The sequence below is a fragment of the Mesorhizobium sp. 43Arga genome (genome assembly GCF_053714255.1).
The window spans coordinates 344,152-370,679 of record NZ_JBSKBO010000006.1 but is presented as its reverse complement, the minus strand read 5'-3'; the positions used below and the strand labels follow the sequence as shown (position 1 = coordinate 370,679).

At 59.0% G+C, this 26,528-nt stretch carries 24 protein-coding genes and 4 pseudogenes; 17 read left to right on the top strand and 11 right to left on the bottom strand.

Features of this window, described 5'->3' with window-relative positions:
• Positions 1–27: 27 nt before the first annotated feature.
• The 5 genes and pseudogenes from ACWGS8_RS22555 to ACWGS8_RS22535 all read left to right on the top strand — a co-directional run bounded on the left by ACWGS8_RS22555 (position 28) and on the right by ACWGS8_RS22535 (position 3,761).
• Positions 28–345, top strand: a complete 318-nt coding sequence (locus tag ACWGS8_RS22555; RefSeq protein WP_454582959.1) for a SemiSWEET family sugar transporter — start codon at positions 28–30, stop codon at positions 343–345.
• 745 nt (positions 346–1,090) lie between these two features.
• A complete protein-coding gene (locus ACWGS8_RS22550; protein WP_454582958.1) occupies positions 1,091–1,321 on the top strand; it encodes a DNA-binding protein in 231 nt (76 codons plus the stop codon).
• A gap of 95 nt (positions 1,322–1,416) precedes the next feature.
• Positions 1,417–1,863 carry a pyridoxal-dependent decarboxylase gene (locus ACWGS8_RS22545; protein ID WP_454582957.1) on the top strand — a complete coding sequence of 149 codons (447 nt, stop codon included), beginning with the start codon at positions 1,417–1,419 and terminating at the stop codon, positions 1,861–1,863.
• A 640-nt stretch (positions 1,864–2,503) separates the two neighbouring features.
• Positions 2,504–2,886: pseudogene (locus ACWGS8_RS22540) on the top strand (transposase); the annotation flags it as partial.
• 47 nt (positions 2,887–2,933) lie between these two features.
• Positions 2,934–3,761, top strand: a complete 828-nt coding sequence (locus tag ACWGS8_RS22535) for an alkaline phosphatase family protein (RefSeq protein ID WP_454582956.1) — start codon at positions 2,934–2,936, stop codon at positions 3,759–3,761.
• A gap of 358 nt (positions 3,762–4,119) precedes the next feature.
• Here the strand turns inward: ACWGS8_RS22535 and ACWGS8_RS22530 are convergent, their stop codons facing one another.
• Complete coding sequence (locus ACWGS8_RS22530) at positions 4,120–4,365, bottom strand: ATP-dependent DNA ligase (protein WP_454582955.1); 246 nt, start codon at positions 4,363–4,365, stop codon at positions 4,120–4,122.
• 85 nt (positions 4,366–4,450) lie between these two features.
• On the opposite strand from ACWGS8_RS22530, the gene ACWGS8_RS22525 reads away from it, so the two are divergent.
• On the top strand, positions 4,451–4,705 hold the full coding sequence (locus ACWGS8_RS22525; RefSeq protein ID WP_454582954.1) for a hypothetical protein: 255 nt from the start codon (positions 4,451–4,453) through the stop codon (positions 4,703–4,705).
• Here ACWGS8_RS22525 and ACWGS8_RS22520 read toward each other — a convergent pair.
• Positions 4,697–4,984: pseudogene (locus ACWGS8_RS22520) on the bottom strand (IS3 family transposase); the annotation flags it as partial. The gene ACWGS8_RS22525 and the pseudogene ACWGS8_RS22520 sit on opposite strands and share 9 nt — an antisense overlap.
• 147 nt (positions 4,985–5,131) lie before the next feature.
• Positions 5,132–5,785 (bottom strand): hypothetical protein, encoded by a 654-nt coding sequence (locus ACWGS8_RS22515; protein WP_454582953.1) that lies wholly within the window; start codon positions 5,783–5,785, stop codon positions 5,132–5,134.
• A gap of 296 nt (positions 5,786–6,081) precedes the next feature.
• Here ACWGS8_RS22515 and ACWGS8_RS22510 point away from each other — a divergent pair, with 296 nt between their 5' ends.
• The 3 genes from ACWGS8_RS22510 to ACWGS8_RS22500 all read left to right on the top strand — a co-directional run bounded on the left by ACWGS8_RS22510 (position 6,082) and on the right by ACWGS8_RS22500 (position 7,419).
• Positions 6,082–6,285 (top strand): hypothetical protein, encoded by a 204-nt coding sequence (locus ACWGS8_RS22510; protein WP_454582952.1) that lies wholly within the window; start codon positions 6,082–6,084, stop codon positions 6,283–6,285.
• Positions 6,286–6,861: 576 nt separating this feature from the next.
• Positions 6,862–7,026 (top strand): hypothetical protein, encoded by a 165-nt coding sequence (locus ACWGS8_RS22505; protein ID WP_454582951.1) that lies wholly within the window; start codon positions 6,862–6,864, stop codon positions 7,024–7,026.
• A gap of 111 nt (positions 7,027–7,137) precedes the next feature.
• Complete coding sequence (locus ACWGS8_RS22500) at positions 7,138–7,419, top strand: hypothetical protein (protein WP_454582950.1); 282 nt, start codon at positions 7,138–7,140, stop codon at positions 7,417–7,419.
• Between the two features lie 43 nt (positions 7,420–7,462).
• Here ACWGS8_RS22500 and ACWGS8_RS22495 read toward each other — a convergent pair.
• From ACWGS8_RS22495 to ACWGS8_RS22485, 3 genes and pseudogenes are all read right to left on the bottom strand, one after another.
• Positions 7,463–7,765 (bottom strand): annotated as a pseudogene (locus ACWGS8_RS22495) (DUF5131 family protein); the annotation flags it as partial.
• An 879-nt stretch (positions 7,766–8,644) separates the two neighbouring features.
• Positions 8,645–9,025 carry a hypothetical protein gene (locus tag ACWGS8_RS22490; RefSeq protein ID WP_454582949.1) on the bottom strand — a complete coding sequence of 127 codons (381 nt, stop codon included), beginning with the start codon at positions 9,023–9,025 and terminating at the stop codon, positions 8,645–8,647.
• 235 nt (positions 9,026–9,260) lie between these two features.
• The gene (locus ACWGS8_RS22485; RefSeq protein WP_454582948.1) at positions 9,261–9,464 is read right to left on the bottom strand and encodes a hypothetical protein; all 204 of its coding nucleotides are present in this window, start codon (positions 9,462–9,464) and stop codon (positions 9,261–9,263) included.
• Positions 9,465–9,684: 220 nt separating this feature from the next.
• On the opposite strand from ACWGS8_RS22485, the gene petA reads away from it, so the two are divergent.
• From petA to ACWGS8_RS22470, 3 genes are all read left to right on the top strand, one after another.
• Positions 9,685–10,368: a ubiquinol-cytochrome c reductase iron-sulfur subunit gene (gene petA / locus ACWGS8_RS22480; protein WP_454582947.1), complete on the top strand. Its 684-nt coding sequence runs from the start codon at positions 9,685–9,687 to the stop codon at positions 10,366–10,368.
• A gap of 16 nt (positions 10,369–10,384) precedes the next feature.
• Positions 10,385–11,656, top strand: coding sequence for a cytochrome b (locus ACWGS8_RS22475; RefSeq protein ID WP_454582946.1), 1,272 nt, complete (start codon positions 10,385–10,387; stop codon positions 11,654–11,656).
• 911 nt (positions 11,657–12,567) lie between these two features.
• Positions 12,568–12,894, top strand: a complete 327-nt coding sequence (locus tag ACWGS8_RS22470; RefSeq protein WP_454582945.1) for a hypothetical protein — start codon at positions 12,568–12,570, stop codon at positions 12,892–12,894.
• Positions 12,895–13,127: 233 nt separating this feature from the next.
• On the opposite strand, the gene ACWGS8_RS22465 is transcribed toward ACWGS8_RS22470, so the two are convergent.
• On the bottom strand, positions 13,128–13,595 hold the full coding sequence (locus tag ACWGS8_RS22465) for a hypothetical protein (protein WP_454582944.1): 468 nt from the start codon (positions 13,593–13,595) through the stop codon (positions 13,128–13,130).
• A gap of 728 nt (positions 13,596–14,323) precedes the next feature.
• Here ACWGS8_RS22465 and ACWGS8_RS22460 point away from each other — a divergent pair.
• From ACWGS8_RS22460 to ACWGS8_RS22440, 5 genes and pseudogenes are all read left to right on the top strand, one after another.
• Positions 14,324–14,578, top strand: coding sequence for a DUF680 domain-containing protein (locus ACWGS8_RS22460; RefSeq protein WP_454582943.1), 255 nt, complete (start codon positions 14,324–14,326; stop codon positions 14,576–14,578).
• A gap of 246 nt (positions 14,579–14,824) precedes the next feature.
• A pseudogene (locus tag ACWGS8_RS22455) lies at positions 14,825–16,013 on the top strand (ABC transporter ATP-binding protein/permease); the annotation flags it as partial.
• A gap of 249 nt (positions 16,014–16,262) precedes the next feature.
• Positions 16,263–16,613, top strand: coding sequence for an SPW repeat protein (locus ACWGS8_RS22450; RefSeq protein WP_454582942.1), 351 nt, complete (start codon positions 16,263–16,265; stop codon positions 16,611–16,613).
• A 627-nt stretch (positions 16,614–17,240) separates the two neighbouring features.
• Positions 17,241–17,951, top strand: coding sequence for a response regulator transcription factor (locus ACWGS8_RS22445; RefSeq protein ID WP_454582941.1), 711 nt, complete (start codon positions 17,241–17,243; stop codon positions 17,949–17,951).
• Positions 17,952–18,002: 51 nt separating this feature from the next.
• On the top strand, positions 18,003–19,844 hold the full coding sequence (locus ACWGS8_RS22440; protein ID WP_454582940.1) for a PAS domain-containing sensor histidine kinase: 1,842 nt from the start codon (positions 18,003–18,005) through the stop codon (positions 19,842–19,844).
• Between the two features lie 18 nt (positions 19,845–19,862).
• On the opposite strand, the gene ACWGS8_RS22435 is transcribed toward ACWGS8_RS22440, so the two are convergent.
• Genes ACWGS8_RS22435 through ACWGS8_RS22420 form a run of 4 tightly spaced genes read right to left on the bottom strand, consistent with a single transcriptional unit; the run spans position 19,863 to position 25,112 of the window.
• Complete coding sequence (locus ACWGS8_RS22435) at positions 19,863–20,852, bottom strand: ABC transporter permease (protein ID WP_454582939.1); 990 nt, start codon at positions 20,850–20,852, stop codon at positions 19,863–19,865.
• Positions 20,853–21,716, bottom strand: a complete 864-nt coding sequence (locus tag ACWGS8_RS22430) for an ABC transporter permease (protein ID WP_454582938.1) — start codon at positions 21,714–21,716, stop codon at positions 20,853–20,855. It lies immediately after the preceding gene.
• A complete protein-coding gene (locus tag ACWGS8_RS22425) occupies positions 21,713–23,506 on the bottom strand; it encodes an oligopeptide/dipeptide ABC transporter ATP-binding protein (protein ID WP_454582937.1) in 1,794 nt (597 codons plus the stop codon). The genes ACWGS8_RS22430 and ACWGS8_RS22425 overlap by 4 nt, the downstream gene beginning before the upstream one ends.
• A gap of 49 nt (positions 23,507–23,555) precedes the next feature.
• A complete protein-coding gene (locus ACWGS8_RS22420; RefSeq protein ID WP_454582936.1) occupies positions 23,556–25,112 on the bottom strand; it encodes an ABC transporter substrate-binding protein in 1,557 nt (518 codons plus the stop codon).
• Between the last annotated feature and the right edge of the window lie 1,416 nt (positions 25,113–26,528).

Below are 26,528 nucleotides of genomic sequence, written 5' to 3'. Positions count from 1 at the left end.
TCGTTCCGAAGGTTGGACTTTGAATCGATGGAAGCTGTCACGATCGTCGGATATCTCGCAGCCATATGTTCGATGACCAGCTTTACGCCGCAGGCTTGGAAAATCATCCGAACGCGCGACACCAACAGTATCTCGGCGCCGATGTACGCGCTGACCGTCTTGGGTTTTGCGCTATGGCTGACCTTCGGCTTGATGAAAGACGAATGGCCGATCATCATCACCAATGGGGTCTGCCTCATCCTCTCTGCATTCATCCTGCTGATGACCGTGCTTCCGAGAGCCAAGAAAGAAGCCGTCGCAGACGCCATCGACCCGACAGGATGCGCCGGCGATACTAAGAGTTGACTCTCCATTGGTGGTACTGTCGACGTCGCCTCTCTGAAGGACAGGACCTGTGTTTTGACCGTTCGATATAAATTGGGACGTGAACTCTCGTATGAGGTGAAAGCGCCCACGGTGTTCATTTTCAACTGGTGGTAGCGTGATTCCTGCGACACCACGACTTGGTCGAACGGCTGACTGTCGCCGAAGGTGAAGCGCTAGGCATAGAGAGGCCGGCGCCCTCGCTGGGAGGTTGCCCGAATGGCGCCGGCCGGACGGTCCCACTAGGTCCGCCGCGCCCTAAGACATAGCTGAGTCTTTATGCAACGTCATGTACTCGGCTTGGCTGCGTATGAGTGCCTCCAAAGCAGTTGGCCGTTGTCTCGATGATCGCGCGAAAACCACCACGGTTTGGCAAAGAACTGGTCATGCCGGCTCGCGATCTGTGGCGCGATAGGTTTCATGGCATACTTGATGAGCAGCCCCTCGCCGCACATTCGGGCCAGATAGCAGCGGGGTATCCCGATCTCGGTCAAGTCGCGCGCCCTCCTCATTTTCCGGCTAGCCCGGGTCGACCGACCTTGCACATTTTGTTGGCAGCTGATCCGATTTCTATCCAGGGGTATCCCCTGCTTCTACTCCCTCGCTCAGCGGCTTCTACTTCCGACGCACATACCCACTCATGGCCGCGCAACTGCATGACCAAGGGTTTGGGAGCGGGCTTGAGCCTGCTCACATGCCCCCCGACGCCGGACATTTGGAGAGCCTGATGGCTAACAGGAAGTTTTTGACAGCTGAGGAAGTGTCGGAACGCTATCGCGGCAGCAACTCTCTTGGAACGCTGCGAAATTGGCGGGCCAAGAGGATTGGACCGGCGTACGTCAAGCTTGGCAAAGCGCTGTTGTACCCAATTGAGGAACTCGATGTGTGGGATCGTAAGAATACAGTGGCGTGCCGTGCGTCAAAGGGATTCAGCATGAATGGCGGTGAGTTAGCGTGATTGGTGACGAAGGAGCATCCAATCCCGCCCCCAGAAGCCGCTCCTTATGCTCTGGTAGTTCTGGATTTTTGCGAGATAATTCAACAAGATAGGTTATGTATGAAGGAAGTTGCACACGAGCCGAGCGCGGCGTTGCCGCCGGCGAGACATGGCCTTGCGATCTCGGCCCCGACCTCTCACGCGGCTTCCGCGCGTTGAAGACGTGGATGACGATTGAGACGCTGGGAGCCGAGCGAATTGGCAGTTCAATCGAACATACCTGTGCCCTCGCCCGCTATCTTGGACAGAGACTGCGGCAGCATCCGGCGATCGAGTTGAAAGCGCCTGTTTCGCTGAACATCGTGTGTTTCGCATCCACGGAGCCGACGCAGCATACATCCAGAAACTTGGTGTCCGACCTTCAAGAGAGCGGGCTGGCAGCGCCCTCGTGGACCACGCTCCACGGCCAACCGGTTGTACGATGCGCAATCGTCAATCACCGCACGACGAGTGCCGATGTAGACAGCTTTGTTGCAACCCTAGCCGATCGTTTGGACAACTAGGGAACTGGGGACTTCGCCGTGTGTCGGTTGGGCACTGCTCGTGCCCGTCGGCCGCGGCTCCTCCTGCTGCCGCTGCATCGAAATTCATGCACGCAAGACCGTGTTAAACGATGGTCGAAGGACTGGATTCGCGTGACAGATGAGGTTGGTGGGCAAGAATTCGCCTACACAATCGCCCGGCGCAGGGAGTCGGGCTTAAGCGTCTGACACGTCCTATCTGTCTGGCTTGCCTTCATCACAATGAACGGCGACATGTCTGAGCGTCCGTGAGACATCTTCTCGCATGGAAAAAGCTGTAGGCCTTTACCGGTGCCCAGGAAGTCCGCCGTTTGCCTGCATCCTGGAGAGCGGCCATGACGCATACCGTTCTGATGGCCACCGGCCAGACTTCGACACGTTGCCGTGGGAAGCTGAATACAGAGCCGCCAAACAAACGAGATCAAGGCCGGGATCACCGCTACTCGGTCCGAAGCAAGAGCGACGCCATCACGCTTGTTCTGCGTCGCAACCAGAGGGTTTTATTCCCAACCATATAGTCGACGTACCAAGCGCGATTTGCGGTAACAAACCCAAGGCGTTACCGCGATGTTCGATCTGACCAGCGCCATTTTATCACGACGCCGACAAGGCCCGCGAGCATTTGGAAGCCATCCATTGGCCTCATGGCCCGTTCTGCCCCCATTGCGGCAACGCCAATCCCGAACGCATCACCAAGCTGCGGGCAAATCCACGCGCCCCGGCGTCTACAAGTGCAACGAATGCCGCGCGCCGTTCTCGGTCACTGTCGGCACCGTGTTTGAGCGTTCCAAGATCGGCCGGCACAAATGGGTGCTGGCCTCGCATCTCTACGCCTCGTCAAAGAAGGGCATGTCCGCCCACCAGCTGCACCGGATGCTTGGCGTCACCTACAAGACCGCTTGGTTCCACCGCATCCGTGAGGCGATGGCCGAAGACGTGAAGTCCAGCGGCCCACTTGGCGGCGAAGGCAAGACCCTTGAAGCTGACGAAACCTACATTGCACGCGTCGACCGCGATTAAGTTGGACGCAACTGGAGCGGAGGAAAGTGAGAGTGCGCGAGCAAAACGGCCGCACCGTAGTTCAACGGATGTCCGTCGTGATTTTCCTGATATTCAACATTGCGCTGAATGGGGCGCCGATGGCTGCCGCCTCGTCTAGGGCACCTCCCAAATACGACCATGTCGTCGTCGTCATCATGGAGAACCATTCCTTCACGCAGATCTTTCAGACGGGAGGAGCGGCTGCTTATTTGGAGGAGCTATCAATGGGCGGCGCGGTCTTCAATCAGTCCTACGCGGTCGCTCATCCCAGCCAACCGAATTACCTCGCACTTTTCAGTGGCTCGACGCAAAACATCCATGACGATGGTGAACACGTCGTTGTGGCGCCGAACTTGGCCAGCCGCCTTAGTGCCCATGGTAAAACTTTTGCGGGATATGTCGAGGCCGGATCACCGCGAAAGCACAACCCCTGGGAATCCTTTCCAGATGCGAAGAAATTTGAGAAGCCATTGACTGACTTCCCCCTCGATTATGCAAAGTTGCCGGCTGTTAGTTTCGTGATCCCCAATCTCTCAGACGACATGCATGATGGCACGATAAAGCAAGGTGATACCTGGCTGAAAACTCATCTTGATAGCTATGCTAAGTGGTCAAGAAAAAACAACAGCCTTCTGGTCGTCACATTCGATGAGGACGATTCTCATGCCGAGAATCGCATTTTTACCGTATTCTACGGCTTTGGCATCTTGCCGGGAAAATATTCCGAGATGATCGACCACTATGGGGTCTTACGGACGATCGAAGAGATTGAGACAATATCTCCTCTCGGCACCAGCGTCTCGAGGGGAGTAATCAGGAGCATTTGGCGTCAACACTGAGGCGAATCGTGGGGGTTCAAAGATTCACGCGGACTCACGGTTGGGCTGCGGTAAACTCTCGCTATGGCAACTCGATGCCTGTTTCGACGCGGTGGAGCGAAACGAGCCGCTGTCCGTAGTGGTGCGAGACGCTCGATGCTAGAGCCCAAGTGGACGCGTTGGTGACGAGTGGCAAGATAGATCCTACAGGCGGCCGGGCTCGATCATGTCGGCCAGTATCTCCCGCCGCTCCTCCAGCGCCGTATCGCGCAGATCGTGGCCATTGAGGTGGAGAAGGTCGTACGGGACGAAGTACAGGTCATGCTGCCGGCGGGTGATCGCCTGCGCAGCGCCACGAAATCCGACAGCCCAGCATCGTTCAACACGATGATCTCGCCGTCGACGATGGCACTCTCAGCGCGCCGAGATGCGCCGCTTCCGCGACGAGGTCGCGATATTTTGACGTCCAGTCGAGACCGTTGCGCGTGTAAATGCGGGTGCCATCCTCGTCGATGATGATCTGCGACCGGTTGCCGTCGAACTTCACTTCGTGAATCCAGCCGTCGCCTTCCGGAGGCTGCTCGACAAGGGTCGGCATCAAGGGCTGGAGGAACTTCAAGCGCATGAACTGACTCGCAAAACCGCGATTCAATCAGCATGTGCTAAAATAGTTCCGGAACATTTTACGATGACCGGATGTTGCAACGGGCATGACCAAGCTCTCATGCCTCGGACCGCCCATTCCCGGCAAGTTGCACGGCGGCGATCTCATCCGTGAACACGGCCATTTCTACAACTCACCGTACTGCGGCCAGAAGGTTGATCAGCGCGATTTGCGACAAGTCTTCTGGCATGAAGAGCCTGGGGATGAGCCGCTGGAGCCGGAGCCCCACGCCAAGATCCTCGAATGCCCACTCGACGATCATTGGCCTGCTGCCGGTTTTTCGGACACGCTGTTAAGCTAGCATAGCTTTGTCCTCGAACTCGACGGGGCTCAGATAGGCCAGTGTCGAGTGCCTACGCCGAGGGTTGTAGAAGCGCTCGATGTAATCGAACATATCCGCCCTGGCGTCATCTCTCCTCCTGTAGACCTTGCAGGCTGTGCGCTCGGTTTTCAGCGACGAGAAGCTCTCCATCGCGGCATTGTCCCACACGTTGCCTGACCGGCTCATCGAGCACGTGATGTCGTGGTCGGCCATCAGGCGCTGGAACTGCTCGCTCGTATATTGCGATCCCTGGTCGGAACTGACGAACTTCGGGGAAATGTCTTCGCATACACCTTCGCCGAGAGCGATCCTGGCAAGCGAAGGGCACCCGCCAGCCGAAGCCAGCGAAACGCATGTGGGGGTGGTGAGTAAATGCGGGTCGCGAGTGGATCGCCGCGCCGCCGACTACTGTGGTTGCTTTTCGTTCTCCGCAGCCCGGAAACCCGAGGCGGTTGCATCAGACTCGCAGATATAGGCGCCCTTTTTTGTGTTCCCGTAGTTTCTGCTTCCGGCGAAGTGGAAAATCTTCGACTTCAGGTTGACCCAGACCACTATGCCGGCCGGGCAACGAGCCTTCGCCTGCCCCTCGGTCGCGAACTGGTTAGCACCACTCGGTGTGGCGGTCGCGGCCGGAGCCGGCGCATTCTTAGGCCGAGTTGTGATGGTGGTCGGTGCTGTTGTCGTTGTGGTTGGCGCGGGTTTCGCAGGCGTCACGGTCGTCGTTGTGTTCTGGGCCGGGGGAATCACTTCGGTTCCGGCGCGGCAGGCAGCGACGAAATCCTTCTTGGTTTCGCCAGATCCTTTGATCGCGTCTTTGTTGGCTGCGTACTCGGCATCGCAGGCCTTTGCCGTTTTCACATTCCCGGTGTTGGTCGACGCCGGAGCCGCTTTCTTGGCGGGAGCAGCGGTTGTAGCCGGTGCTACGCCGCTAGGGATGACCTCAGTGCCCGCGCGGCACGCTGCAATAAAATCCGCCTTCTTCTCACCCGAGGCCTGAATGGCGGGTTTGTTGGCAGCATATTCGGCATTGCATTCCTTGGCGGTCTTGGTGGCAGCCATGCCTGCACTCGGCACAAGCGCCAGAACGGCTGCAGCGCAAGCGATTGAAAACATAGGGGCAAACTGAAATCGCATCGCAAACTCTCCCTTTCAAGCAAGCGGCTGCCGCTCAAGCGACCTCTTATAGTCGCGTGGATTGGGTCCAGCGACTTACGGATTCGTAAATTACGAAACGATGGCGTCGGGCTCCAGCTGAGTTATTTCCGGCATTGGCCACGGTTTCGCCATCCGACCAAGGTTCAACGGTTTCTGCACCCCAATGGAGCGCCCTGGCTGGGCACAACAAAGGAATTCCCATGGCCTCGACCGCAGCGTTGATCTGGTATCTGGTAATCGCCGGTCCGCAAGGTGGCATGGTTGTGCTACCCAGCACCTTCGACAAGCGAAAACAATGCGCCGCCGCCGTTGCCGAGTATCAGAAGCAGCCAACGCCTGCCGGCTGGTCGTTGCAATGCGTGCCGAGCGCCTCGCCTTTCACCGACAATGGCTCGGCCGAGTAGCCATCCTGCGTCGGCCACTTCCTGCTGAAGACATTCCAGCGGCCGATTGCGAGCGCTCGACCGCGAATGTTGGCGCGTCGCGAACCGAACTGCCACAGGTAGGCGCGGGCTTCCGCGACAACGCCATAGCTCCGACTTTCCGGCGCTGCTATTGTTCGCTCGCGGCTGACCCCAACGCCGCGCGGCCGGCGCTTATCAGGCAGCCCACCCCCAACCCCCGCCCCCTGTTTTGCGCCGGCCATCTTTGTGCCGCGCAGAAAATCTTGGGAAACGTTGAACCTATGGGCATCGAACACGGCAACTCGAGACGTGGGATCAAAAGCATACAGTGGCGTGCCGTGCGTCAACGCGATCCAGCATGAACGGCGGTGAGTGAGCGTCATTGGTGACGGAGGAGCATCCAAGACCGCCCCCAGAAGCCGCTCCTCACGCTCTTGCAACATAGTTCAATAAGATAGATGGCAGCGACAGGAAGTGGCACAAGCAACCGTCCGCCAGCCCGCACTACGAAATTAGTGAGGATGTGAATTCCGATAGGGCCAAGGCCTTCGCCGACATGCCAAAGAAGCCGTGCTCATGCCGAACACAACACATGGCCGCGCCAAGCAGGCCGGCATCGGGGCCGGCCCAAAGGCCTGGGCGACGATCCAGTCGCTCGACGTCATGCACCGTCGGCTGGTTACCATCACCCTCCGGCGGCGTGTCGACCAGGGTGGGCACCAACGGCGGGATGAAGGATAGCCAGGCGCCGCCGGCAGCCAGCGGGGCACTGGCCTTCAGAGTTTCGTTCAGGAGGCACGGAACAAATCCCAGGGCATAGGAGTTACCACCGCGCTACGGGGGACTCCGCAAATGCTCCTTGCCTTGGACGATGCAATCTCGACGGCTGTCCTGGCCGGAAGGGGCGCAGACGCGGAAATCTTCGGCGTGATCGATCTCACCAGCAAGACAGAAACGCGGATCGGCGCGATCAGCTTAGGACAGGCCATTCAGTTCGTCGCCAACGCGTCGGTGCTTGGGTACGATGTCCGCGGTGCAATAGTCCTTTACGGCGAACCAGGTACGCCGAGCTTGCGGATATGGGACTGCGAACATCTGTGGGCGCAATATGGTGGCGCCTTGCTCCAACCCTAAATCCAAGACTGAGATCCGCATTCACTTTGCTGATGTCCGGAGCTCGTAGTCCACCGAGAGGCACGTCGGCATGAAACAGGTCTGACATCGAATTAACGAACACACGCCGCGGCTTTGACCATGTGGTAGGGACCGAAAGGGAGTTCCGATCTAGGTAGATTTTGCCGGTCCACTTGGCGCGACCGCCGTACCTCCGCGTGAGGTCGGAGTATTTCTCCACGCCCATTCCCTCAAGCCTTGCGACCATGCGCCTAGCGTAACAGTTCGTGCAGCCAGCAGTTAGCACGGCGCACCCAGCGACGGGGTTCCACGTTGCATCGGTCCATTCGATCGATGTCTCTGCCATATGATGGTTCTCCAGCGGGAGAATGGTTAATCGATGGCAATTGACACTTCGTTAGTCGCCTCGTGGGACGGACAGAAATTGCGCGCGAGGCCACGTAACTAGTTGACTTTGCTGGCGTATCCGACAAGATTCGAACTTGTCCTTCGGAGGGCCGTAGTCAACTTCTGCCCTCAAAACTTGAAAACTTCGACTAAGCGGCGTGCCTCCGATAGCAAAAGAATGCCCTTCAATAGTGCCTGTCGCGATGTAGCGGTCTTCCGCCTCGAACGCCCAGATATGAACTTCGATCAATGTCGCAACACTGAGGATCCAGACCCAATTTTTTCATTAGCGCGCAAAATTCAGCTGCAGGCTCAACGCAGAAAGTTCAAAAAGATAACCCCAGCGGATACGCCAAAGCAGCAGAAGTTGAGTTATGGAATTGGCAATTGCATTGTTATATTACTTACTATCATTAGTATCCATTATGTTAAACTGATAGCAATCGTCGCAGCGCCGCATGTCGTGCCCCTGATAGGTCCGCCGATGGACAGCACTACGAAGTCGACGCGCCCCAGCATTTCTCCAGCTTTGCGGAGGCGGCTGGATTTCCGACGGTGCGACTAAAATCGCAGCAGCGCAGTGATCAATTCGCAGGGAACGGAAGGTTTTGCGCCGCGCTTCCGTCGGCGTTTTGAGGTATAGTTGCGGTGGCTGCCTCAATGCGAGGGTTCGTGTCGCCGACCTCACTCCACGCTCATCCAACGACCAGAACCTCGCACCTGCTCGCATCGTTCCAGCGATCAAAACCGAGAGATCGATCTGTTGGTATTTAATCGCAAATACCCGTCAAGAGCATTTTTGCCAACCACGAAAAAGGGGGTGGGCCCTGGTGGGATTTTATTGGCTTTTTCGTGGGGCTGAATCGTCAAATCTCCCGCATTGTTCCGTATCATTCAGCGACGAATTGCCGACTGGAGCGGATCGAGAAAACGCTATCGCCTCGCGACGCGGGCAATTCGCATCCGAATCTAAAATTCGAATGCTTACCTTGCTGCACCACCATTGTCCCTGGCGCCAAAACTCATGAACCAGCGACACCAAATGCAGGAGACGACGCCTCAGATATTGGCCAGCGTACCCAGCGTCGCGATAGTCCGTAATCAAAGTATCGACACCGGCACGCTTGGACGCCGCTTCCACCTCGTGGCCGTCGCGTTGCAACTTCTTGACCGTGCTCGCTCTGGCGTAATGTGAGGCACCAATGACTGCAATTTTCATAATCGAGTCTCCTTGTGACCATTCAAAGTCTGGGAATGCTCGAGCGAGAATGCGCTATCGGTGGCCGGCGGCTCCAAAGCAACATGATCTTTCACGAGCACAAGACGCGAGTGCCCAATAGGATCTGGCTCCAAACCTGCCTCGATGATCGCCATCGCCGAACCGCCAGCACGCAGTCGTCAATTTCGTCGTGCGCACTGCTGTCCATCAACCAATCTATGTGATTGACGATGTGTCAGCGATAACGCTCCGCATATTTCGAACTCAACGCAGTCACGGTTGTCATGCCCTCTTCCTCAACCAGGCCGGCCACCGCCTGTTGATTGTCCAGCAAATCCAGGTTGAGCACGTCCTCGATTTGTCTCCGCAGAAATTCGGGGCGCAATCCATCGCCGCGCTTGGCAGCGATTGGATGGAGTGCCTGCAAGAACGCCAGCATGGCGTACCTCTTTGTTTGGCGCCGGTCATCCGAGATGGCGCACCCAGAGAACTCGCACTTGGCAGGGAGGACGGCAACGACGCTGACAGGTAGGCATGCCTATGCCGAGGTATGATCGGACTGAAGCAATTGTTCTTTGATTGCCGCGCGCGTACGCCCGACATGAGGAATGGTACCTGGATGAACCCAGAATCCCTCTCACCACGCATGGCAACCTCGGTTGTCAGAGCAGTCGTTCGCCCAGGAAATTATAAACGAAAGTATTGGCCGCCCGTGCCCCAGGCACGATAGCTCACATCCCGCTACGGCCTGCATGGTTCAACCAGACATCAGGAAACTCGAAGAGCGACGGCCGCAGCTTGCTTTGCTCGATTGCCGCTGGCGCAGTGAAGCAGCTTTTCCATCTGAAGGAGTCGTCATCATGACCGTTCATTCCGAACTCGAAAGCGGCTCCGCCGAACTCGCATTGCCTGCCGGGGCACTTACCTCGATCGAGATCGACGTCTCTTCGTTAACGCCTGGAATGTCGCTGATCGTGCAATGGCGCGGCAAGCCGCTTGTCGTGCGAAACCGCACCAGGCAGGAAATGAAGGATGGCGAGGGCGTCAATCTTGCTGACCTCAAGGATCCGATTGCCCGCAACGCCAATCTTCCCGCCGACGCGCCAGCGACAGATGCCAACCGCACCGCGCCCGGCCAGGCGAATTGGCTGGTGATGGTTCAGGTCTGTACCCACCTTGGATGTATCCCGCTAGGCCAAGACGGCGAATTCGGCGGCTGGCTCTGCCCGTGCCACGGCTCGCAATACGACAGCGCAGGACGCATCCGCAAAGGTCCAGCGCCTGAGAACATGGCCGTGCCGGTGTTCCAGTTCGTGTCCGATACCAAGATTCGTGTCGGCTGAGGCAAAGGACATTTCAATGAGTGAGGGACATTCGACCTACAAGCCCACCACCGGTATCGGCCGCTGGTTCGACACCCGCTTGCCGTTGCCACGGCTGGTGCATAATTCCTTCATCGTCTATCCCGTCCCCCGCAACCTGAACTACGCCTATACGTTCGGCGGCATTCTCACGGTCATGTTAGCATCGCAGATCATAACCGGTGTTGTGCTGGCGATGCATTACGCTGCCGATACGGGGCTGGCCTTCAACTCGGTCGAGAAGATCACGCGCGACGTGAATTCTGGCTGGCTCCTTCGCTCGCTGCATTCGAACGGCGCATCATTCTTCTTCATCGCCGTCTACATCCACATCTGCCGCGGGCTGTATTACGGCTCGTACAAGTCGCCACGTGAGTTTCTGTGGGTGCTCGGCTGCACCAACTTGCTGGTGATGATGGCGACCGCCTTCATCGGCTATGTCCTGCCTTGGGGCCAGATGAGTTTTTGGGGCGCCACCGTAATCACTAGCTTCTTCAGCGCCATTCCGCTGGTCGGCGATTGGATCCAGCACTTGCTGCTCGGGGGTTTCGCGGTCAGCAACCCGACGCTGAACCGCTTCTTTGCCCTGCACTACCTGCTGCCATTCTTGCTTGCCGGAGTAGTCACCCTGCACATCTGGGCGCTTCACGTAGTGGGCCAGAACAATCCAACCGGCATCGAGGTAAAATCGAAAACCGATGTCGTCGACTTTACGCCCTACGCCACCGTCAAGGACGCGGTCGGCATTATCGTGTTTCTGTTTTTCTTTGCTTATTTCGTCTTCTACCTGCCGAATTTTCTCGGCCATCCGGACAACTACACGGTCGCCAACCCGCTGAAGACCCCGGCGCATATCGTGCCAGAATGGTACTTCCTGCCGTTCTACGCGATCCTACGCGCCATCACCTTCAATGTCGGACCGATCGATTCCAAACTCGGCGGCGTGCTGGCGATGTTCGGCTCTATCGCCGTGCTGTTCCTGGTGCCGTGGCTCGACAGCTCCAAGGTTCGCTCTGCGGTCTACAGGCCCTGGTACAGGCTGTTCTTCTGGATGTTCGTGGCCGACGCGCTCTTTCTCGGCTGGCTCGGCTCGCAGCCGGCGGAAGGCTCCTACGTCACGATGTCCCAGTTGGCGGCGCTCTACTATTTCGCTTTCTTCATCATCGTGATGCCACTGCTTGGGCAGATCGAGACGCCGCGCCCTCTACCGCATTCGATCACCGAAGCTGTCCTCGAAAAGAATGCGGCCCGGTCCAAGGCAAAAGAATAGATTTGCGGCAACGATCGATGTGGTCTGACGATGGGGATGCTGTCGACCTTTGGCGGTCGCATTGAGCGCACGCTGACAGAATTCGGAGCATCAGCAAGCAATCGGCATTCAAGCCTGGTTTGCCCTCCAGTCTCTTCACGAGGATGTCGCCGCCGCCTCCGCGCATTGTGGATCACCCGAAATACCCAGAATCTGCGCCTGTGGCGTTGAATTCACCCCTGGTCGCTGGCGCCCCGCCTTCCACGCAACGCGACTGATGCTCATTGGTGGCGAGCCGCTCACCGGCCCTCGCCATATTTGACGTCTCCTCCACCTCGGTCCGACGGATCGAGCAAGTAAAGGCAGACTGGCGCGACGGTCCACCCTTGGCATACCAAGGAGGGAACCCAGCCCTTTGCCACAGGTTATGATCCTGATGGCTTCGCGGGCTGCGCATCATATGGCTTCTGCCATCATCGCCATGCGGCCAGCACGCTCTAACGACGCCAGCGATCCTAAGCCATCAAGTTGAGTTCGTTCCTCATCGTGTCTTTGTCGGGCAAGCCGTCGAACCATATGTCGACCTAGTCGCGAACAGGAACTCGTCGTTGCTCGCTTCGGAAAACAACGAAAGCGACGCCTGCTCTCGCATCAGTATGGCCGAAGACGGCTTGAGCCGTCCAAGAAGAGCGTTTGTAGCGTGCCGATGCATTCTCGATAACGACCAACGGGTATCGGAGATTACCTACCGCATCGCAGGCAATCGCAACGTCACGGTCGTGCCCGCCCCCAGCGTACTCTGCATGGCGATGCCGCATTGAGCAAAAGATTCAGCACCGCATTTTGCAACCCAATCCGATCGCACCTTACCAAGGGCAGATCGGACCCGACCTGCACCCTCGAAGCGGATGTTAGTGTCCCAAGCGCTTTGAATGATCGTTTCGATCTCACCCAGGCGCGATGCGATGCCTGGCGGCGGTTTGATCTCGGTTGAAGCCGCCCTGGTGTCTGAACGGTCGACAATCACCCAGGTCGATATCCGGTGTCGTAGACGACGGAATTGGAATGACAGCGAAACCATGGTCCGCGCATTTGATCCCTTCTTCACAACGAAAGGCGAAGGCCTCGGCGGCGTTGGCTTGCCGATGGTGAAGCGCTTTGCCGAGGAGTCGGGCGGAACGCCCTTCGTCCCGTTATTGCCGGCGCCAGAACTGCTTTGGAACGAGCTGGCGGCCTTGTCAGACAGACCATCGGCATAGCCCAAGAAAGCCACGTGGAGGCCACTTGGATGAGATTGCCCAGGTCGTGAACGATGCCGGCGGTCGATATCTGACTGGGTGGGCTCCATCGATCGGGAGGTCGACGACATCCCTCTTTTGGCACTAAGCGTGACATCCCTTCCCCCGTTCGCTCGGTTGAAATTTGGCTGCAAGAAGACGCTATCAAGACGCTATAATGCGGGAGTATCTGGCGCGGCGGGTAGGAGCGAGAATCAGCTGTCGAAGGCCGTGTTCATCACAAAATCAACTGACGAAGGGGCCCTGTAACCGGGGACAAAGCGCTCACCGAAATCCCGGGCAAAGTTATCGTAGGTCGTTTCCGGGTTGACTTTTGCGATGTGGCAAAAGCATCGCGTCATCCGCTGCTTCATTCCCAGCCGCGGAAATTCGCTCACGATCGCTGCCATTTCGGTTGAAGAAATGAGGTCGTATTGCCGGTCGACGACATCAAGGCAGATGCCGGCGGTACACAATGCCACCTCAGCCTCCTTGTAGAGTCCAATTGACGGCGTCGAGTTGAGAGCCACACTGTCCCATATCAATTGAGCGCGACGCTCATCGAACCCTCCCTCCCGTACGAAGGTCCGGGCAAGGTCGGCGCCTACCACTTCGAAACGACGAGGGCCGGTGAAGTTCTCGTTGAGGGTCACGTCGTGCAGCAAAGTTCCGACAGCAACCACTTCCGCGTCATGCTCGATGTTCTGGAGCTGTGCGATCCGGGCCGCGACCGGACGACGTGGTTGAACAAGTAGGGCTCACATTTCTGGCGAGCGTATTCGATTGCCCGATCGACAAGTGGCGCGTCGGGAACGGAAATCCCAGCAAGGGTCCGCTCAGCAATCTTGTTCATCCCAATACCCTTTCTTCCCTGGCGTACTGCGCCCCGATCGACCGCGGCGCCTTCTGACTTCATTTCCCTTACGTAGCGTCGGGTTCTTCTCGGTGGTGTCGACGACGACCGCGAGCAGGCGTGCTTTATGTGCGGAGAGTGCGCGCGGACGGCCTGCGAAGCTATTCTACGGAAGGGTCCGTCGTACGATGCCAAAGTGCAGGGTAGACCGGCTTGATCGTCTGGGTCCCACGGCAGACGGCAGCGACCTATCGCATTTCGCCCTGCAAGCCCTAACGCCGGCGCGGATGTCGGGCAGCTATCAAAATAGGCATTGAAATACCACCAATGAAGGCATGGGCCAGGCATGTCACGGCCTTTGTTGGCGAACCATTCATGCGATCGAGGCCAAAAAAGACGCGCAGGTAAGGCGCCAGCGCCAAGACAACGAAGCCTCTCGTCAACGGTAGCGTGTCCAGGCTTTTGGCCTGCACGCCACAATCCTTCGTATGGGTCAGCCAGCCCGCTGGTCTGATCGTATGGCAGGTGCTCCGCCCGTATCTCTGTGAGGCGAATGCCATGAAAATCCACACCGGAGTCACCGAGATGAAAATGATCCTTGTTACCGCCGCTCTCCTGGTTTCATTGGGAGGCGCCTTTGCCGGAAGCGCCCATTATGGGTCCGGCGTCGATCCGCAGTTGCCCGCGACCACCACTGACACCGTGCATACCGCATCGACCAAAAAGGCAAACAACAACGTCGGCGTGCCGCACACCGTGCGCAGGCCGATCGTTCCCAACGAAGAATATGGCCAGGGCATCTGGGGCCATTAATCCTGATGGCAGAAATTTCAGGGCCCGGGCGAGAGACCTAGGTACTTTCGCTATCTCAACCGGCAAAGAGCGTCCCCGATCCTGGGCAGCAAGGTAGCCGCGACGCAACGCCAATCGAAACACCAACGTGCTTTCAGTGAGGATGTTCACGAAGACGCGGTTGGTTGGGAGTTTGGCCCGCAATGTCGATGTGGCGGCGCGACCCCAGTCTGATGTGAACCCGCCTCGCAAGCATGGATCTCATGTATGGCTGATCAAGCGGATGACGACTCCGGTGTCGAGAACGCCGCTGTCTCAGTCGGGGCCAGCAGCCTCAGCGACCAACTGGCGACGATCAAACTCGGTTTGAAGGCGTCGCCGGTCCGCAACTGGCTGCTTTGGGCGTCGGTTGGCATCGTGGCGGTCATTGTCGCGACGTCGATTGGCCAGGTCCTGCTCAACCGCTGGAACCAGCCTTTCTATGATGCGCTGGCGCGCCGCGATATGGCCGCCTTCCTGCACCAGCTTCTGGTTTTTGCCGTCATTGCCGGCGGGCTGCTGGTGCTCAACATCGGCCAGACCTGGCTCAACCAGATGATCCGGCTGAAGCTGCGCGAGGCGCTTACGCTCGATCTGATCGACCAATGGATGCGCCCGGCACGGGCGCAGCGGCTGGCAAATGCCGGTACCATCGGCATCAATCCCGATCAGCGCATGCAGCAGGACGCCGGGCATCTTTCCGATCTTTCGACGGACCTCGGCGTTGGACTGTTGCAGTCGTTCATCCTGCTTGCGTCCTTTGTAGACGTGCTCTGGCAACTCTCTTCCGGCTTCATCTTCCACATTGGCGGATATTCCCTGGGGATACCAGGCTACATGGTATGGGCGGCATTGCTTTATGCCGGCCACGCCTCGTGGCTGAGCTGGCTGGTGGGGCGCCCGCTCATCGACCTCGACAGCGATCGCTACGCACGCGAAGCGGAATTGCGCTCCTCAATGGTGCGCGTCAACGAGAACGTCGATGCCATTGCGCTCGATCATGGCGAAGCCGCGGCCAGGCGACGGCTCGAAGTCGACCTAGGCACGTTGCTGGGAGCCGTGCGGCGCATCTACACCGCGCAGATCAACCTATCCTGGCTGACCAGCACTTACGGCTGGATCACCGTCGTGGCCCCGATCCTTGTCGCAGCGCCTGTCTATTTCTCGGGCGACATCGGCTTCGGCGGACTGATGATGGCAGTCGGCGCCTTCAACCAGGTGAATTCGTCGCTGCGCTGGTTCATCAACAACATCGGCAGCATCGCCGACTGGCGCGCCACTTTGATGCGCGTAGCCGATTTTCGCATCGCGCTGAATAAAACCGATGTGCAGGCTCGACAAGGAAAAGCGCCCCGAGTCCGGCGACAGTGCTGATGGCAGCTTGACCTTCAAGAAACTCGAGACCAGCTATCCCGAATAAAAGGGCCGCACTGGCTGAACTCTGTTGCTCCTCGGAGCGGCGGAAAACCACATGGCACGTAGACCCGGGCATTGCCCTGCCCTGACGGGCGGTGACCCGAGTACATCGATATCTTCTACAATCACCGCGCATGGCCGCCCTAGACTTTAGCATCGACGGACAGGTGCCTGCGTAGAATAGGCTGATGCACCGGACTGCCCCATCTTCTCCGTACCGGCCACCTCCGTGGTACGGCTGAAGAAGGAGATGAAGATGAGAAGTGATGTACCAAGCAAGGGGTTGGAATGGACCGACCTTATTCTCGGCGCAGGTTTGGCCTGCGCTGCAATCATGTTCGTCGGGCTGCCTGCTGCGGCTTGGAACGCCGGGATCGTGGGCACACTGATTGTGTGCTGCTCTGCCGCGGCCCTCTATCGCTATGGGGATTGGGCGGAATGGTCCAACCTCACCTTAGGATGCTGGGCGGTGGTAGCTCCGTTCCTTCTCGGCTTCGGATCGGCGCAGGGTCCGATGTGGACGCATGTCTTGATCGGTATTTGCGTAGCGACGTTCGCTGCCTTGCAGCTTGTGGCAAGTCGCAGGGCGCGGGCGGCTTAGCGCACCAACACTTCGAGTACAGGGGCGTCGTGGTGCAGTTCAGCAAGAGGAAGTCATCGGCTTGCTCCTGTGCCCCGGCGCCTCTTCCAGTGCCGGCACCGGTGACACGCCGCCTCAGCATCGATCGCCAAGCTCGTTTTGATCGACGTGGCTTGATTGTATCCGCCGCAATCCTCGGCAGTCGAGATGAATCCTGCAATTAGGCCTCTGACCGCCGCGCGCTTGTCCTGCAGCAAACGAAGAGGTTGATCGTCCCATTGCCTTGCGGCGACAGCATTATGGCATCTAGTTGAGTGTCGTTCCGGAGAGAGATCCCGGTGTGGCGAACGTCCTTAAGCCGAGCCGCTGCAGACGCCCAATACCTAAGTCTAGATTAGCCAATCAAATCTTCAGGCACCGGTCGCCCTTTGTCCTGTTGCACGAACCTCCATCTTTCCGCTACGTCAAAACTCTGAGGGAAAGGTGCAGTATCAGCACGCTATCTCCTGGCTATCGGCCGCACGCGAGTTTTTCGCCGACAGATGCAAGTGCAGCTTGGTTGACGTGTGAAGGGCGCGGGGTTGATAATAATACCCGCGCGAACGCGGTCAATTCGTGTCCAGCAAAGATCGCCCGGAGGTAAGGATCATGGGCTTGGCAAATTCGCAAATCGCAGAGAGTCCCTTAGCAATTCTGGTCGATGATGATGCGGAGGTCCGCGACTCCTTGGAGGAGTTGCTAAATTCGGTTGGCATCGACTCGATATCGTTTTCCTCGGCCCAGGAAGTGCTCAGCTCAAAGCTCCCGGACCGTCCTGGCTGCATTGTTCTCGATGTTCGAATGCCCGGTCTGAGCGGCATGGATCTCCAGCAGCTTCTTGCAACCAAAGAGATACTGACCCCGATTGTATTCTTGACGGGTCATGGTGACATTGCCATGAGCGTCGACGCTATGAAGGCGGGCGCAGTGGATTTCCTGACCAAGCCGGTGCGCGACCAGACATTCCTAGACGCCGTGTCGACAGCTATCTCTGCTGACATCGCTCGAAGGGCGGCGTCAGCCGTAGCCCGAAAGAACTCGGCCCTGTATGAGACACTCACGCCCCGTGAACGGGAGGTTCTGAGATTTGTGATCTCCGGTGCGATGAACAAGCAGATCGCGTTCGATCTTGGTATTAGCGAAATCACGGTGAAGCTTCATCGCAGCAATATGATGAAGAAGATGGATGCGCGGTCTGTCTCTCATCTCTTCAACGTCTGCCAATCGCTTCCACCGGAGATACTGTACCAATTGAAGATGGCTTCCGCTGTGGGGAAGACAGCCGCACAATCAGGGGCACGAGCGCATTTAACTCATTAAACGGGGCCGCGACGGCGAGCCGAACGGAGAGGCGGTCTCGAGAGGTCTCGAATGGAACTGACGTCATCGCATCAGCGTCGCGTCGTGGCTGCGGCGATAGGAGCGGCGAGCGTCTTGCTTGCTTGGTTCGCACACGAGCCATCCGGCCTGCTGGTTGCGGTTGCAGCCGTGTGCATCTGCGTCGGCTGGAGGGCGGGATTGGCGTCGGTTGCAGCGGCCAGCCTGCTTGCAGCTGTTATCCTGCTGTCACCCGCACAGGGGGCGGAAAACAGTCTCGTCCAACTGGCAGCGTTTGTTGCCGGAGCGCTTGGGCTGTGGGTGGTGGTCAAAATCTTCAGAACCATCAGCTTCTATGACCGGGTATACCAAGGTTCTGTTTTCAATTCCGCCGACACTCCGGGCCTCGGATGGTCCGCCTATCCGGACGGACGCCTTCGGTTCCTCAATCCCGCAGCCCTCGAGTATGTTGGCGTCACGGCTGAAGAAATGCGCGAGATCATGAATGCCGACGACTTTTCCTGGTGGCGGAGATTTGTCCATGCCGACGATGTCGAGGCAAGCATGGCGCAATGGCGCCACAGCCTAGAGACGGGCGAGCCGATGATCGCAGAGAAGCGTTTGCGCCGGTTCGATGGCACCTATCGATGGTTTCGCGATACGGGTGTAGCCTCGCGCGATGAGCGGGGGCGAATTGTCGGGTGGTATGGCCATACCGAGGACATCGACGACCGGCGCAAGGCAGAAGCCGCACTCCGCCAGAGTGAGCGAGAGCTCAGGCTGCTGGTCGACACGGTTCCCACTATGATCTGGCTGATGACGCCGGCGGGATTGCCGTACTATTTCAACAAGCGTTTTGTCGATTGGGCGCGGATCGACTCGGCCAAAGAGATACCGCGAGCCACGCGGCAATTCGGCTCGCATGTGGAGCTGTTCCACCCAGACGACAGGGCGGCCGTCAAGGCGGTGTTCCAGAAGTCCTTTGCCCATGGAGAGCCGCTCCAGCACAAAGCTCGGCTGTGCCGGAAGGATGGAGTATATCGCTGGATCGACTCGCGCTTCGAACCGCTACGCGACGAAGACGGCACTATTCTTCGCTGGTATGGCGTCAACTTCGACGTCGACGACGAGGTGCGCGCCCAGGAATCCCTGCGTCTGGCGGACGAACGGCTCGCGCTCGCCTTGAGGGCCGCCAGCCTGTCCGAACTGTCGGTGTCCATTGCGCACGAACTCAACCAGCCGCTGCAGGCGGTCGTGGCCAACGCCGGCGCGTTCCAGAGATGGCTGAACGCAGATCCGCCCAACTTCAATCACGCCAGCCGGGTCGCCCAAAAAATCATCAGAAACGCCGACGCGGCCGCGCAGGTGGTCAGCCGCATCCGGGCGCTGTTCAGCAAGACCGAAGGCGAACCGCGTGCGATCGATCTGAACGCGGTGATCCATGAAGTGTGTGAGCTCCTGGGTGATAGGCTCGCGTCGAGCAGCGTCAAGCTGGACCTTCAACTCGATTCCCGCCTTCCAGCGACGGCTGCCGATCATGTTCAGATGGAGCAGGTCGTCCTCAACCTCGTCCGCAACGGCATCGAGGCGATGCAGGATGTGAGCATCAACGCGCGAAGCCTGCGAATCGTGTCGCGGCGTCAGGATGACGGAACAGTCGAGGTCGAAGTGCGAGATCGCGGCCGCGGTCTTAGCGACCTGGAACGGATTTTCGACGCGTTCTACACAACCAAGCCGGATGGAATGGGTATGGGCCTGGCAATCTGCCGCACAATTGTCGAGGCGCACTGCGGGCGGCTTTGGGCGGAAAATGTCGAGACAGGGGGGGCATCCATAACCTTCAGCCTCCCTATCCGCGCTGCCGACTCGACCAAGACACCACTGCCACGACAGTAAGCGCCTGTGTGGTCGCTTTCAGAGGTTGATCCGGGGATCGGCCATCGACTGCCCGATCTCGATGAGCGTGTTGACCAAGATGTACAAGATTCCGAAGACGATGGCGACGCCCAGCACGGCCGGGAGATCGGCGCTGGCAAAAGCCTGGACCGTGTAAAGACCCAGACCGGGCCACCCGAAAACGCGCTCGACGACAAGCAAATTGCCGAACAGAAGGCGGATCTGCAGGCCGAGCATTGACAGTGGGGCCGTCGCGGCATTGCGCAAACCGTGGTGCAACAGAACCTTTGTCTCACTGAGACCTTTGCCCCGTGCTGTCCGGACATATGCCTGATTCATAACCTCGTGTAGCGCACCGTTCAGGCTTCGCCCAACCGCGACGCCAATAGGCAATGCCAGTGCAAGCGCAGGTAAGATCAGATGCAGCAGCGCATCCACGCTGACTTCGGGCCGGCCGACTAGTATTCCATCGATGATGTTGAGTCCCGTGGGGCCTGCAAAATTCCGGTAGGCAAGCCGACCGGCGCCGGGAAGCCAATTGAGTCGGAACCAGAAAAAATAGGTGAGAAGCAAGGCTGAAAGAAAGATCGGAGTGGAACCCACCCCCACCATTGCGAGCCTAATTCCACCTGATCCCGGAATTAGGAACTGTAGCGCCGCCATAACGCCTGCGAGTACTACTCCCAAAGCTATAGACGCCAGTCCGAGTTCAATCGTAGCGGGGAGATATTGCTCTATGTCGTCAGCCACCGGCTGACGGGTTCTTACCGACGTTCCCAGATCAGCATGTGCGAGGCGCAATAGGAAGCGCCCGTACTGAACGACGGCGGGGTCGTCCAGCCCGAGCTGCTTTCGCATCGCCTCAACTGTTTCCGGCGGGGCGTTCGGCCCGGCAACGGCTCGCGCCGGATCGGCGGGAATAATGCTTTGGAGAGCGAAAACGATGAAACTCATAACAAGGAGAACGATGACGGCGCCGACGATGCTTTTGGTGAGGTATGCCAGCATCTATGCCCCCCTCAACGCGGCGCGGATGCCGTCGCCCGCGAGGTTGGCGAGGAGGCAGAGGAGAAAGATGATCGCGGCCGGCAGGATCGGCAGCCACCAATAGACAGTGAGGCTGTCGAGGGTGCGCGACGTCATCGCTCCGAGCTCAGGTGCCGGCGCAGGCAGTCCAAGGCCAAGGAACGACATCAGCGAAAGCGTCATGATGACGTTGGCGACGTCCAGTGACGCCCCGATGAGCAAGGCCGGGACCACTCCCGGCAACAAGTACCGCAACAGCAGGCGCGGACCGCGCACCCCGGCGATACGCGCCGCCTCGACATGAGGACGGGCCTTGAGGCGACGAATTTCATCGCGGGATATGCGCGCGTACCAGGGCCACCAGAAAATGGCGAGCGCGATCATGGTGTTGACAAGCCCGGGGCCAAGCGAAGCCACGACAGCCAACGAGATGAGCGTTGCCGGGAGGACTAAGAACAAGTCGACGATCCGCTCGATGACCAGGTCGACTTTGTCACCCATCAGGCCCGAAATCAGTCCGACCAGGGAACCTGCAGCGAGACTGACTCCAATAACTGCAAGCCCCGGTAGCCACGTATATTGAACGCCGAGGATGACGCGCGAGAACAGGTCGCGGCCGATCTCGTCGGTGCCGAACCAATGCCCGGCCGAAGGCGGCAGGTAGGCTCCGGCGACGCGCAGTTGTGGGTCGAACGGCGTGATCCAGGGCGCCAACACGGCCACAACGGTGACGACAGGCATGCCGACAATGCCGACACTTTCAAGCCAACCGGCACGCCGGAAGAAATCACGCCAGTTGAACCGAGGCCGCGCGGGCATGGTGTCCGGGCTTGGCCTATTGGTCATCGTCCGGCTCCCGCCTGCAGGCTCGGCATCGCTGCGATGAGAGATTGCGTATAGGCGGACTGCGGCGCGGCAATGATGGCGTCCGGATCGGCAACCTCAACCAACTCTCCATCCTTCAGCACCGCGATACGGTCGGCGATGATCCTGGCGGCCGCCAGATCGTGAGTAACGAACAGCATCGCCATGTCGAGACGCCGTCGAAGGCCGCTAAGGAGGTTCAGGGTGGTGGCCGCCAGCGACACGTCCATGGCGCTGATTGGCTCATCGCAGAGCAGAAGCCTTGGGGGGACTATTACCGCGCGAGCCAGAACCGCACGCTGGCACTGCCCGACCGACATCTCGGCCGGCAGGGCGTCCATCAGCGTCGGATCGAGGCCGACCAGCTTTATCGCCTCTCCGACGCGACGGCGGCCGTAGTCACTGTCGAGCGAAACGCCCCGAAGGCGCTCACCGATCTGCTCGCCAATCGTGAGCCACGGCGTCAGCGCCGCCACCGGATCTTGAAACACGACTTGCGGAGGAAGCTTGTCGAAGCGTGTAACAGCGCCGCTCTCGGGTATCACGAGCCCAGCAGCAATCCTCAAAAGGGTAGACTTGCCGGCGCCACTCTCGCCCACCAGGGCCACGCACTCGCCAAGCTTGATCGAGAGGTTGACCGACTTAAGAACGGGCTGCGGTTGACGCCGTCCCCAAAACGATCGGGGGCCTGTCGGATATGTTTTTCCGATGTTGGACAGCCTTAGGGCCGCGGTTTCCTGGATCGCCTGGGGGGGCCATGGTTTCGCATCAGCGCGCTGAGCTGAGAGAAGTGGCGTTTGTTCGTGGTGAAGGCAGGCAACTGCGCCACCGTGGACGGAAACAGGCTGCAGCGGCGGGCGGATCGCCGTGCAATCTGCCTGGGCGATCGGGCAGCGAGTCGCGTAGGCGCAGGCGTTCTCGACATTTATGGAGGGCGAGCGCTCGGGCGGGAGCGTGGGGAGTGGGCGCCGTCGATCAGTGTCCAGATCGAATCGAGCTGCGAGCAGGCCGGCGGAATAGGGGTGGGCGGCATTGCGGGCGACGTCCTGCATAGAGCCCATTTCAACGATACGTCCAGCGTACAGAACGAGGACGCGATCGGCCAGCGTAGCCGCCACGCTCAGATCGTGCGTCACGAACAGAATTGCCGTCTGCTGCTCGCGGGCGAGGTCGCGCAACAGGTCGAGGATCTGCCCCTGCATGGTGACATCGAGGGCGGTGGTCGGCTCATCAGCGATGAGCAGCTTCGGTCGTGCCATCATCGCCATGGCAATGAGCACTCGCTGACGCTGCCCCCCCGACAGGCGATGCGGAAGCGCATCAGCGATCCGGTCGGGATCAGGCAGGCCGGTTCGGCTGAGCCAGTCTTCGATCGATCCCCCATTGGATTCTTTCATCTGGCGGCGGATCGTCATCGTGGGGTTGAGCGCGCCCATCGGATCTTGCGAGATCGCGCGGACGAGGCGGCGGCGGGCCGACTGCCAGGTGCGCCTTCCCGCTCCGACAAGCTCGATCCCCGCTAGCCGGATCGAGCCTGCTATCCGCGGCTGGTATTCGCGCGGCAGGAGGCCCTGAAGCGTCAGTCCGATGCTTGTCTTGCCGGAACCGCTTTCCCCAACCAGCGCGATGATCTCGCCAGGAAACATCTCGAAGCTGATACCGTCGAGGACGCGAGAAGGGCGGCCTTCGCGGCTTAGAATAACTGAAAGGTCTTTGACGGCGAGGACGGGCTCGGTCGCGTGGTCCGACATTCGGTGCGCGAGCTTGATCATCTGGGGTACGAGCCTGACCTGCTTCCGGAATGAACCGGATGACCGGAGTTCAATGGTCCCAGCGGACGGTGGCGAAGTCGATGTTGCCGGGTGGGTACACGGGACGGAGTCCGAGGTCCTTCAGCCCCTTGGCGTGGACAACTACATCGTTGACGTCGACAAGCGGGATGACGATGCCGGCATCGAAATACATCTGCCCCGCTCTCTCATAAAGAGCGTCACGTTGTTTGATGTCGGTCAACTGCCCGGCCTGTTCCACGAGGGCATCGGCTTCCGGCAGTATCCGGCCAAAAAAGTTGAGGGGACCGCCTTTCGTGAAGAACACCTTGGCCTGGCTCTCGGGATGAGCGGCGTCCGGCCCCGCGATCGTGAGGAGCAAATCAGGAGGGTTTGGGTCGTCCTTCAAGGTATAAGCAGCGCCGGAGGGCAGCACGTAAGCCGTTGCCTTTACGCCAATCAATGCCAGTTGCGCGATCATCAGGTCGGCGATGCGGCCGTAGCTCGGGGCCGGGCTATGGAGGCCGATGACCAAATTGACCGCGCCATGTTTGGCGATCGCGGCTTTCGCCGCCTCGAAGTCGGGCGGAAACCGGATCGGATTCACCGGGTCGAGCATAACATTCGGGTAAACCGACTTAGACAGGCTTGCGAACTCTCCGAAGGCGTCTCTGACCCACAGTGCCGGGTTGATCGCTGTCAAAACGGCCTTGCGGACCTCCGCGTCGTCGAGAGGCGAGTTGGGTTTAACGAAGAGGTCGTACGGTATCATGCTCGGGACGGCCGTGATCTCCAAACCCGCCGGTAGACTCTTGAGTTGCGCGAACGGATAGTTGATCGGCACGGCATCGATCACGCCCGCTTGCAGTTGCAGAATCTGCTGGCTGATATCGGGCACGACGGAGATCAGGATCTTGTTAAAGAACGGCTTGGCACCCCAATAGTCATCATTGCGGTCGAGCACATAACGCTCACCTCGCTTGAATTCGGCGAGCTTGAATGGACCGGTTCCCACCGCGTGTTCGTTGAGCCACGTCTTGGCGAAGTCACCTTTGTCATATTCGGTCAGCGCCGTCGGGCTGATGACCTTCGGGCCCCATGCGCTGGCGAGGCTATCGAGGAGCGACGGCTGAGGATGGGCCAGCGTGAGCACAACGGTCGAATCGTCGGGCGCCCTCATGTCCTTCACGTTGGCCAAGGAGTAGCTCAGGATCAGCCCACGATCGCGTCTGCGTTCGAACGACTTTATGACCGCCGCTGCATTGAACGTCGTGCCATCATGAAACTTGACACCATCGACCAGGTGGAAGGTGTAAGTCAGCCCGTCGTCCGAGATCTCCCAACTCTTGGCGAGCAGACCAACGATCTTAATCGAACCCGGCTCGTACTCGACGAGACCTTCGTAAACGTTGTCGATTGCGCTCATCGCACCAGTCTCAAACCCGTTGTCCGGATCGAACGTGCCTATATCGGCGACGTAGGGTATGCGGAGCACCCCCTCGGCATAGACTGGAGGCACCGAAAGCAGCAAGCCGATCGCCAGCAGCAGCATCCACAGACAGAAGCTGCGCTTGCCGGGTCGTTTGATTGGGTAAGCGAATATTTGCATGAGCATTCCCGTTGGCTCGGTCTCTCAGCGACGGCAGCACGGCCGCCCGCGATCAATGCAGGGGCCAACGAGGCATCTCCGGGTTATTGCGAACCCGGAGGGCGCCGATCTCATATTGGTTTCTCAATCGTCGATGGCTATCCTCGCGGTGTAACCAAGCGGTGTACCGCTCAGACGGTACTACTGCCGGTCGGTCGGGGTCTATAGGGTCCTGGGCACTGGTCATCCTATGCCTAGGCATAGGATGCTGGCACGTCGCCGGGTCGCCGTGGCCCCTCAAATGAGGATTGGCTGCTAGTTGGCGGACGGGCTGCGCGAATGCACAGGCCGCCCATTCGGCAGGAATTTCATGCCTTAGCGGTCGTGGCTCCATTGATCGTCCATCCGGCATTCAGCCTCAGTCAGCGTCCCGCGCGACCCAGCTCGCCAGTTCGATGGCGCAGTGGTTTGGTTCTACAATCCGAGACATAAGCCGACAGAACCAGCAATCGGGCTGTCGTTCAGCAATGCGAGCGCATAACGTTTGGCCTCGCGGTCCGCCCGACATCCGATTCAATGTACGCGAAAGGTCGCCAAGGATGGTCATTGCGAGGTCGCAGAAATTGCTGACGACACGCGATCCTGATTTGAGACCAAGGTGGGCGGCGGACCTGCGTTCACCTGATCCCAGTGCGTGGTTGTGATGCCATGCGGCGTCCTTGATCGGCCTCGCTAACTTTACTCGCGAGTCCTTGACGAGGACGATCTGGTCGTCCTCGCCGCAACTAAACGGCGTTACATCGCGGCTGGATGCGCCAACGGAGAAGAGTCCATCTTTGTTCATCGTGTCCATCCATCATCTGGCCTTGAACATCCGGCTCACCATCACGATTGTCGAATCGACCTGCACGGTCGCATTCGGGAGTGCGGGCGAACGAGCGATCGAAACTCGACAGTCGTGATGGCTTGCGAGGAGGATGCGCCGATCCGGGCCGCGAACCTATTCTACGGAAGCATCTCTCGTGCAATGCCAAGGTGCAGGACAGGCATGCCAAGATGTCCGGAGGCCTTGGCGGCGAGTAGACCAAATCTATAGCGCTCTGTATCGGACAACCTGTCGCCCTCGCGAACCAAGCCCGACAGCCGTCCTATGTGAGCAAATTGAGAGGGGACCTCCCAGTATAGCGATGAACGCGGCCAATCCCACGGCAATGGCCGGCAGCGGGACGTGTCAGCCCATGACCTAGGAATTGCAGTCCCGACAGGAATGCAGGATCGAAGTCCATTGCTCGATTTCCCATAGGGCCAGACAGATGTCGGGCCAGTGGAGTCGAGTTCATGCTCGGCTCAACCTTCGCCTCACGCTGCTTTCTGAAACTTTGTGGACCTGGCTAAGTCGTGAACCGACGCATCCTGAATCGATGGCCGGAACTCTTC

What these genes read in the sequence shown, in the direction of transcription:
- ACWGS8_RS22555 (WP_454582959.1), top strand. Translation starts at nt 28, where the DNA reads ATGGAAGCTGTCACGATCGTCGGATATCTCGCAGCCATATGTTCGATG.
- ACWGS8_RS22550 (WP_454582958.1), top strand. Translation starts at nt 1,091, where the DNA reads ATGGCTAACAGGAAGTTTTTGACAGCTGAGGAAGTGTCGGAACGCTAT.
- ACWGS8_RS22545 (WP_454582957.1), top strand. Translation starts at nt 1,417, where the DNA reads ATGTATGAAGGAAGTTGCACACGAGCCGAGCGCGGCGTTGCCGCCGGC.
- ACWGS8_RS22530 (WP_454582955.1), bottom strand. Translation starts at nt 4,365, where the DNA reads ATGCGCTTGAAGTTCCTCCAGCCCTTGATGCCGACCCTTGTCGAGCAG.
- ACWGS8_RS22525 (WP_454582954.1), top strand. Translation starts at nt 4,451, where the DNA reads ATGACCAAGCTCTCATGCCTCGGACCGCCCATTCCCGGCAAGTTGCAC.
- ACWGS8_RS22515 (WP_454582953.1), bottom strand. Translation starts at nt 5,785, where the DNA reads ATGGCTGCCACCAAGACCGCCAAGGAATGCAATGCCGAATATGCTGCC.
- ACWGS8_RS22510 (WP_454582952.1), top strand. Translation starts at nt 6,082, where the DNA reads ATGGCCTCGACCGCAGCGTTGATCTGGTATCTGGTAATCGCCGGTCCG.
- ACWGS8_RS22505 (WP_454582951.1), top strand. Translation starts at nt 6,862, where the DNA reads ATGCCGAACACAACACATGGCCGCGCCAAGCAGGCCGGCATCGGGGCC.
- ACWGS8_RS22500 (WP_454582950.1), top strand. Translation starts at nt 7,138, where the DNA reads ATGCTCCTTGCCTTGGACGATGCAATCTCGACGGCTGTCCTGGCCGGA.
- ACWGS8_RS22490 (WP_454582949.1), bottom strand. Translation starts at nt 9,025, where the DNA reads ATGAAAATTGCAGTCATTGGTGCCTCACATTACGCCAGAGCGAGCACG.
- ACWGS8_RS22485 (WP_454582948.1), bottom strand. Translation starts at nt 9,464, where the DNA reads ATGCTGGCGTTCTTGCAGGCACTCCATCCAATCGCTGCCAAGCGCGGC.
- ACWGS8_RS22475 (WP_454582946.1), top strand. Translation starts at nt 10,385, where the DNA reads ATGAGTGAGGGACATTCGACCTACAAGCCCACCACCGGTATCGGCCGC.
- ACWGS8_RS22470 (WP_454582945.1), top strand. Translation starts at nt 12,568, where the DNA reads ATGATCGTTTCGATCTCACCCAGGCGCGATGCGATGCCTGGCGGCGGT.
- ACWGS8_RS22460 (WP_454582943.1), top strand. Translation starts at nt 14,324, where the DNA reads ATGAAAATCCACACCGGAGTCACCGAGATGAAAATGATCCTTGTTACC.
- ACWGS8_RS22450 (WP_454582942.1), top strand. Translation starts at nt 16,263, where the DNA reads ATGAAGATGAGAAGTGATGTACCAAGCAAGGGGTTGGAATGGACCGAC.
- ACWGS8_RS22445 (WP_454582941.1), top strand. Translation starts at nt 17,241, where the DNA reads ATGGGCTTGGCAAATTCGCAAATCGCAGAGAGTCCCTTAGCAATTCTG.
- ACWGS8_RS22440 (WP_454582940.1), top strand. Translation starts at nt 18,003, where the DNA reads ATGGAACTGACGTCATCGCATCAGCGTCGCGTCGTGGCTGCGGCGATA.
- ACWGS8_RS22435 (WP_454582939.1), bottom strand. Translation starts at nt 20,852, where the DNA reads ATGCTGGCATACCTCACCAAAAGCATCGTCGGCGCCGTCATCGTTCTC.
- ACWGS8_RS22430 (WP_454582938.1), bottom strand. Translation starts at nt 21,716, where the DNA reads ATGACCAATAGGCCAAGCCCGGACACCATGCCCGCGCGGCCTCGGTTC.
- ACWGS8_RS22425 (WP_454582937.1), bottom strand. Translation starts at nt 23,506, where the DNA reads ATGATCAAGCTCGCGCACCGAATGTCGGACCACGCGACCGAGCCCGTC.
- ACWGS8_RS22420 (WP_454582936.1), bottom strand. Translation starts at nt 25,112, where the DNA reads ATGCAAATATTCGCTTACCCAATCAAACGACCCGGCAAGCGCAGCTTC.